The organism is Moorena sp. SIO3B2, assembly GCF_010692525.1.
Classification (GTDB): Bacteria; Cyanobacteriota; Cyanobacteriia; order Cyanobacteriales; family Coleofasciculaceae; genus Moorena; species Moorena producens.
In genome coordinates this window covers 1-8,352 of the sequence record NZ_JAAHHE010000275.1, presented here as the reverse complement: position 1 = coordinate 8,352, position 8,352 = coordinate 1, and the positions used below count along the sequence as shown (strand labels likewise).

The window sequence follows — 8,352 nt, the reverse complement described above, 5'->3', positions numbered from 1 at the left end:
GATGGAGAGAACCTCCTTCACCCACTCAATCATAATTATGATCAAATAAACAACTCTATTTTCCTAGAATTCAAGGGCGATCTCATTGGCCAGCATGGGTGAACTTACCCATATAACTCGTGGTCTAACGTTCAAACCCCTTAAACCCGGGACAAAACCGGATTTAGTGTTACAAATCAGACATTGACGTTTGGCTAGCGCTAGAGTATAACTAAAATATTAGGACTTAACCATTGACGATGCCCAAAGAAATAGGAGCAACCAAGAAAATATCGACTCAGATTGTCCCCGTAGTGGGGATGACTAAGTCAATTGAACTTGAGTTGTTCTCTATTATGAAAAAGCTAAAAGTCGTCAGGGCAGAGTCTTACAATAAGCTAGGCAGCATAAATCACTGGGGGATGGACTGGAAGAAGGCTATCCCTGAAATTAAGAGTTTTAGAACTCCCGATACCTTAGGGTTGCCTGCCAAGCTAATGGATTGGACAATCAACGACTGTGCAAAAGCCATAACAGCCCAACAGGCAGCTTGTTCTGCTGCTGTAATAAAAAAGATATACAACAGATTCTCAGGAAAAGAGAATCAAAAGACTAGGAAAGAGCTTTGTAAGAAGCTTAAGACTTTAGAGTTTCTGAATGTTCCACTTTTACACAGGCTGGTTAGAAAGGAATTTCAAAGAGGTCATTCTTGGGTTGATCACCAAATTGTTTATCAGCAGGCAGGGTACAAATGCCAAAGACTCTCTCGTAACACCTATCAACTAGAACTAGCCGGGTTAACAAAGGGTAAAAGGAACAAGGTAATTGTTAGAAGCAATCGAAAAATAAAAGGCCAGATTAGACTGGTATACAACCGGTTGTTGCCAAGGTTTGAGGTTCATTTTTTAGTTAATCATGGAAAGGTAAAAGCCATTGTTGAACGCCGCCATGTAGGGGTAGACAAGGGCTACACGGAAGCTTTCTATGATTCAGATGGCCAAGTTCACGGAAAGGGATTAGGAAAGGCCATCACCAAAAAATCTGACCGTATCTGTGCTAAAAGTCGAAACAGAGGGAAGCTTTGGGCTCTTCATAGAAAGCTTGAGAAAATTGACCCAGCTAAGTCGGCTCGAATATTAGAGAACAACCTAAGCCGAAAAACTGAGAATCGACGATACAGGAAAAATCAATCAGAACTCACAGCTAGAGTAGGAGCCGCCTCTAAATCTCTTTTTGATGGGAAACCATTGAAAGTATTTGCTGTTCGCGAAGCGTGGCCAACGGCCTTAGATTTGACACAACCGTTTAAAAATAAACGCCAGTCCAAAGCCATGTCCCGCCAACTTAATAGTTGGATCAAAGGAGTAATCAGGGACTCTTTGCAAAAATGGGCTAATTGGACTGGGTCGGTTGTTATAGAAGTCCAGCCTAGTTACACGTCGCAACTTGACTCCGTGACTGGAACCCTGCTAGGGAAAAGAAACGGGGACATTTTTACCAGATTTGATGGGGTCGTGTTACAGGCTGACCACAATGCTGCTAAAAACATCCTTGATCGAGGTACAGACAAGGAGATTTCTCGGTACTCTTCTAGAGCTGAGGTTCAATCAGTGTTGTTGCGTCGTACCGCGCGTTTCTTGGGAGGTATGGGACTGAGTTTAGCTGACGCAGTCGAGCTGGGATGGCTTGATTCTAAGCATACTACAACTCAGGCTTTTAAGAAACTCCTGGTCGAGATGCCAGGAACGTCCAGAAAGACAGGTGGCAGGCTCAACTCCAATTGCCGCACTTACCACCTCTCACTCGGACAACAATAGATTGCACCTTGACCGGCTTATTCGGGTTTGTCCCAACTAATCCCGGTTTAAGAGTATCTCTAGACAAGGTAAGGGACATGCAGGGTGTTTACAAATTATTTTCCCTTACCCAAAAACCTTTGAGATGGACGTCATTAGCTAGAGCCATTGACTAGCAGAAGGTAAGGGAGATGCAGGGTGTTTATAAAATTATTTTCCCTTATCCAAAAATTTTTTGAGTGTTGACCGTTGACTATTTAGTGTTGACTGTTGACTGTTTTTGTTTGACTATTTAGTGTTAACTATTTATTATATAATATTGATTATTGACTGTTAATAAACAGCAATATTGCTAGCATTTCCTACTTACCAAGAGTCATCTACCGTGTTATTCAACTCATACGCTTTCATCTTCGGCTTTCTTCCCATTACCCTGGTGGTTTTTTTTGGCTTAAGTCGCTTCCGTTTGGTTAAAGCTACCTGGGTATGGATGACGTTAGCATCCCTATTTTTTTATGGTTATTGGAAAATTGCTTATCTGCCTCTGCTCCTAATTTCAATTAGTGGTAACTATGTCATTGGCAAACAGATAGAGAAGCTAGTAATTTTGTTAGAAGAAGGAAGTGGAGAGGATAGTCCGGCTCCCACGACCGTGAATAACATGTCGATCAGCTTCAGAGGAAGAGGGGAAGGAGAGGAAGGAAATTTAGCTGTAATTTCTCCCAATAAAAACAATAACATCTCAAACCTAGTTTCCAAAGTAGTTAGTTATAAACAGCAAACTAAACTCCTGCTTTGGATAGGAATTTGCTTTAACCTAGCGATTTTGGGCTATTTCAAATATGCTAACTTTTTCGTAGATTCATTAAACCATATTTTTGGGACAAATATCACTATTCCTACCATCTTACTTCCCTTAGCGATTTCTTTTTATAGCTTTACCCAAATTGCCTATATTGTTGATGCTTATCGTGGGGAAACGAAAAAGTGTAGGTATAATTTTATGACCTATAGCCTGTTTGTGTCTTTCTTTCCCCAACTCATAGCCGGTCCAATTCTCCGTTACGATGAACTATTGCCCCAGTTTGAGAAGTTACGCAATAGCCTGTTTTCCTGGAAAAACATGGGAATGGGGCTAAGCCTATTTATCCTAGGCTTAGGTAAAAAAGTTGCGATCGCAGATAATCTATCCCCCTGGGTAGCCACTATTTTTAACAATAGTGACCAACTCAGCTTTGTAGAAGCCTGGGTGGGAGCATTGAGTTATACCTTTCAACTGTATTTCGATTTTTCCGGCTACTCTGACATGGCAATTGGCTTAGGGTTAATCACAAATATCCGCCTACCGATTAACTTTAATTCCCCCTACAAAGCGAGATCTATCAGTGACTTCTGGCGACGTTGGCACATCACTTTATCCAATTTTCTCCGGGATTACCTCTATATTCCTCTTGGTGGTAATCGTCGCGGTCGTCTACGTCAATATGGTAACTTATTAGCTACAATGCTTCTCGGAGGATTGTGGCATGGTGCTGGCTGGACATTTGTGATTTGGGGGGGACTCCATGGCTTATTTCTGGTGATTAATCACAGGTGGCGGCAAATGAAGCTATCGATGCCAAAAATTCTAGCCTGGATGCTGACATTTTTAGCAGTGGTGAGTACGTGGGTATTGTTTCGGGCAACGAGTATTAGTGAAGGTCTAGGAATATTACAGGCAATGGTAGGACTCAAGGGGGTTATCTTGCCTACTACTTATCAAAATACCTTGGGTTGGTTAACCCCCTTAGGCATCCAATTTCAGGAGTGGCAAGATATGAAACGTCTTCTGCCACCTATAGGGTTAGAAAAGACCTTCATGGTACTCTTCGGACTAATCCTAGGGGTTACCTTTTTGCCTAATACCCAGCAAATCATGAAACACTTCAAGCCTAGCTGGTACTGGGCCACAGCTATTGGCTTAATCGCTACATTTTGCCTACTATCTCTTAACCGAGTTTCCGAATTTCTTTACTTCCAGTTTTAAGGTGAGCTATCAGCTTAAGCGCTACGCGCACGCTACGCGAACAGCTATCAGCCATTCCCGTAGCGTGGCCAAGGCTGACGGCTGACCGCTGACCGCTGAATGCTTACGTTTTACTGAGATCTTGCACCATTGTCATTAATCTTCGGGTGGGCAGTGCCTACCAACGTGGTTTGCAAGCTTCATTATCTGTCTGGTGCACTGCCCACCTACATGAACTCCTCCCTCTTCCCAAAGGGATGCCTAATCTTAAGTAACAGTGGGCAGTGCCTACCAACGTGGTTTGCAAGCTTCATTATCTGTCTGGTGCACTGCCCACCCTACATGAACTCCTCCCTCTTCCCAAAGGGATGCCTAATCTTAAGTAACAGCTGGAACAACTGATTCAGTAGCTGTTACTGGTTTACTGGGTGCTTTATTACTAAATGTCAGCCCTTGATCTCCACAATCAATGAAAATGGTATCCCCTTCGATAAACATATTTTCTAAAATCTTAGTAGCAATGGGATTTTCTAACTCCCGCTGAATTGCCCGCTTTAAGGGACGAGCACCATAGACGGGGTCATATCCAGCGTCGGTGAGATAATCCTGAGCTTGCTCGGACATTTCCAGGGTAATCTTTTGCTCTGCCAACAGCCGCTCAATCCGTTTGAGTTGAATCCCGACAATTTTCCGCAATTCATCCCGGGTTAGGGTATGGAATATGATCACATCATCGACCCGGTTCACAAATTCTGGGCGAAAATGCGATCGCAAAGACTCCGTCACTCGTTTGCGCATTTCCTCATACTGGGAATCATCCCCAGCTACTCCCAAAATATGCTCACTGCCAATATTGCTGGTCATGACAATAATGGTATTCCGGAAATCGACGGTTCTGCCTTGGGAGTCGGTAATTCGTCCGTCGTCAAGTACCTGTAACAAAATGTTAAATACATCCCGGTGTGCCTTTTCCACCTCATCGAGCAATACTACTGAGTAAGGACGCCTACGCACGGACTCTGACAGTTGTCCTCCTTCTTCATACCCTACATATCCTGGTGGGGCACCTACTAACCGAGAAACTGCGTGTTTCTCCATATACTCGGACATATCAATCCGCACCAGAGCTTCTTCACTGTCAAACAGAAACTGTGCCAACGCTCTAGCTAATTCGGTTTTACCGACCCCAGTTGGTCCCATAAACAAGAAGGAACCAATGGGACGCCCGGGATCTTTCATCCCTGCTCTAGCACGACGAATGGCAGCAGCTACAGCAGAAACGGCTTCTGTTTGCCCAATCACCCGTTTATGTAAATGTCCTTCGAGCTGTAATAACTTCTGGCGCTCTGATTCCAGCAATCGCTTCAGGGGAATACCGGTCCATTTAGCCACAATTTCAGCAATATCGGATTCACTGACTTGTTCTCGCAACAGAGCACTACCCCCGGATTGGAGTTCCAACATCATACTCTCTTTAGCTTCCCGGTCCCGCTGTAAAGCTTCTAATTTGCCATATTTTAGCTGGGCTGCCTTATTGAGGTCATAATTGCGTTCCGCTTGTTCCACTTGTACCCTTAACTGTTCTTCCTCCTCTTTTAAGGCACTGATGTCTTGTAACAGTTGCTTTTCCGATTGCCATTGTTTATTGAGTTGTTCCTGTTTTCCCCGTAAAACCACAATTTCCTTTTCAATGCGCTCTAACCGTTCCTGGGCAGAACTATAGGTGGCGGAGGTGGTACTGGTTCGCTTATCTTCCCCTTCTAGAGATAACTTTTCCATTTCCAGCTGCATCAGCCTGCGGTCAGTAGCTTCCAATTCCACTGGCTTGGAGGTAATTTCCATTTTGATTTTGGCTGCGGCCTCATCCACCAAATCAATAGCTTTATCGGGTAAAAATCGGTCAGTAATGTAGCGCTGGGATAAGGTAGCTGCTGCTACCAAGGCTGAGTCGGTTATATTAACCCCATGATGGACTTCATAGCGTTCTTTGAGTCCCCGCAAAATAGAAATGGTGTCTTCTACAGTTGGTTGCTTAACATAGACTTGCTGAAACCTACGTTCTAGAGCAGCATCCTTTTCAATATGCTTGCGGTATTCATCAAGGGTAGTTGCTCCAATACAACGCAATTCTCCCCGAGCTAGCATTGGTTTGAGTAAATTCCCTGCATCCATAGTGCCACCGCTAGCACCAGCTCCGACTACGGTGTGCAATTCATCGATAAACAGGACAATTTGACCATCTGAGTGGGTCACTTCCCTAAGCACAGCTCTAAGTCGGTCTTCAAATTCTCCCCGATATTTAGCACCTGCAATCAAGCTGCCCATATCTAAGGAAATCAGCTGGCGGTTTTTGAGGGATTCTGGGACATCCCCATTCACAATTCGTTGGGCTAGTCCTTCTGCGATCGCAGTTTTTCCTACCCCTGGCTCTCCAATCAACACGGGGTTATTTTTCGACCGACGAGATAGCACCTGAACCACCCGACGAATTTCCTCATCCCGACCAATCACTGGGTCAAGTTTTCCGGCTTGAGCGGCTTCGGTCAAATCCCGTCCGTACTTTTCCAATGCTTCGTAACGGGATTCGGGATTTTGGTCTGTGACCTTTTGAGAGCCTCGGATGGCTTTAATGGCCTCTTCGAGCTTGGCGGCATCCTGGTTATGGGTTTTGAGCAAGCGGCGTCCTACCCGTTCATCCACCGCTAAACCCAGTAACAGATGTTCTACTGCAATATACTCATCCTCCAAAGTCTTGCGATAGGCTTCCGCATTATCGAGCATCACATCCAAACCACGACCCAGGTACAATTGGTCTAGGTTAGCGACCTTAGGTTGGCGCGTCGCAAAATTTTCCAGTTGTTGCTGAAACCGGTTAACATCAACAGTGACACGGGATAGAATCCGATTGGGTAGCCCATCTTGTTCCAACAATGCGATCGCAACGTGTTCGACTTCCAGCTGTTGATTTTTGCAGCGACGGGCGACATCTTGAGATTTAACAATCGCTTCCCAGGCTTTATCTGTAAACTTGTTGGCGTCAGTGGGCTGCATATCCTACAACAAATCTCGCTTTTTTACCATCTATGCTGTGGTTAGTATAGCAATCCCTTTCACCCTCTATCCGGAAAGTCTGGCTTGAAATTCATCAATGGTAGATTTTGATTGGTAAGCATATGCGCTACGCGCAGGCTACGCCAACAGCTATCAGCCCTTAGCCGTCAGCTAATCAACGGTCGGTAGTAAACAAGCTGGGGGGTACTGCTACGGCTGGTTAAAAATCCCTGCTGGTTTTACTCATCCTTAAAGCACCTGATAGCACCTCAAGTAGCGCATTAGCTTATAACTGACGGCTGAACGCACACGCGTGCGCGTAGCGCATATGCTTACTAATGTGCTCTGTATGCTTTCGGTGTCATGCCGGTAAATTCTCGAAACTTTTTGCTTAAGTGGCTGTGGCTGTTGAAGCCACACTCTAAGGCAATGTCTACAATTAATCGGTCTTTTTGTTTCAACAACTGCTTCGCCCGTTCTACCCGTTGCTGTATCAAGTATTGGTAGGGAGAGATGCCAATTGACTGCTTAAATAGACGGCTGAAATGGAATTGGCTCATGTCTAGCAATCGAGCTAATTCTGCCAGTTTAATATCTCGCTCTAAATATGTATCAATGTAATCTATAATTTGCTGCAGTTGACGCAGGGGTAAGCCACCCTCGTAAATTGGCAACTGAGGTTTGGTAGCTGCGTGTTGCCTCAGTAAATTGACTGCCAAGACGTTAGCCAGAGAATCAATGTAAAGTGTGCTGCCTGAAGATTCCTGTTGAAGTTCAGTAAGTAGCATGATTGCGGACGCTTCAATCTGTGGATTGCGAATCCGAAATTCTGGCAGTAATTCTAGCCGATCGGGATTCTGTTCAAGGCTTTCTCTAGCAACACTTTGAATAAACTGAGATTTCAGCCGAATCTGCAAGTAATTATCATCACTGTCCCACCGAGCAAAAAACGGTGTCTTGGCAGGGGTAATGGACATGTCTCCTTTTTTATACAGCCCTGTGTAGCTCTTGCCTGCCTGAATTTGTAGCAAGCGAACGGGACGAGGAGCAAGGGAGATAGAAAGGGTATGCTCATCATTGTAATGACAATTTCCCTCTCCAGCAGGATGTTGGAAGTGTTGGACTCGAATATTTTCCCAGCTTTGAGTTTGGCGAGACTTCTGGGATAAGCCATTGGTTTCAGCCTGTTGGATAGCAGGATTTTTCATCATCCAAGTCCAGTGCGTCTAGTTCTGATTATATTCAGGTTGCGGCGGTTTCCAGCAAAAACGTGAAAAGCGATAGCAAGATTGTGATAGTACCACAAGAATTAGATAGCTGAGCATCAATTGCCTTTCTAAGCTGTAAGGGTGATTGTTCAGGAGCAAGTCTAAATAAGATGAATATACTTATTTGTGACTACTCCCACATCAAATCAAAGATTATGATGTGGGCTTCTCAAATTCACAAATGAGACTTGCTGTTCCTCAATATCCTGTATTGATTTACCGCAGCCATTGAGCGGCAGTCCAACCGCCAATA

The 8,352-nt window shown here is 44.5% G+C and carries 4 protein-coding genes; 2 read left to right on the top strand and 2 right to left on the bottom strand.

The genetic code is table 11. The features are described from left to right. Positions 1-239: 239 nt before the first annotated feature. Both F6K38_RS30880 and F6K38_RS30875 read left to right on the top strand, forming a co-directional pair. Positions 240-1,796: a zinc ribbon domain-containing protein gene (locus F6K38_RS30880; RefSeq protein WP_008183255.1), complete on the top strand. Its 1,557-nt coding sequence runs from the start codon at positions 240-242 to the stop codon at positions 1,794-1,796. A gap of 364 nt (positions 1,797-2,160) precedes the next feature. Beyond that, the gene (locus F6K38_RS30875) at positions 2,161-3,801 is read left to right on the top strand and encodes an MBOAT family O-acyltransferase (protein WP_044492912.1); all 1,641 of its coding nucleotides are present in this window, start codon (positions 2,161-2,163) and stop codon (positions 3,799-3,801) included. A gap of 357 nt (positions 3,802-4,158) precedes the next feature. On the opposite strand, the gene clpB is transcribed toward F6K38_RS30875, so the two are convergent. Both clpB and F6K38_RS30865 read right to left on the bottom strand, forming a co-directional pair. Continuing rightward, positions 4,159-6,831: an ATP-dependent chaperone ClpB gene (clpB, locus tag F6K38_RS30870; protein ID WP_287358883.1), complete on the bottom strand. Its 2,673-nt coding sequence runs from the start codon at positions 6,829-6,831 to the stop codon at positions 4,159-4,161. A gap of 335 nt (positions 6,832-7,166) precedes the next feature. Beyond that, positions 7,167-8,039 carry a helix-turn-helix domain-containing protein gene (locus tag F6K38_RS30865; protein ID WP_008183262.1) on the bottom strand — a complete coding sequence of 291 codons (873 nt, stop codon included), beginning with the start codon at positions 8,037-8,039 and terminating at the stop codon, positions 7,167-7,169. Positions 8,040-8,352 lie beyond the last annotated feature (313 nt).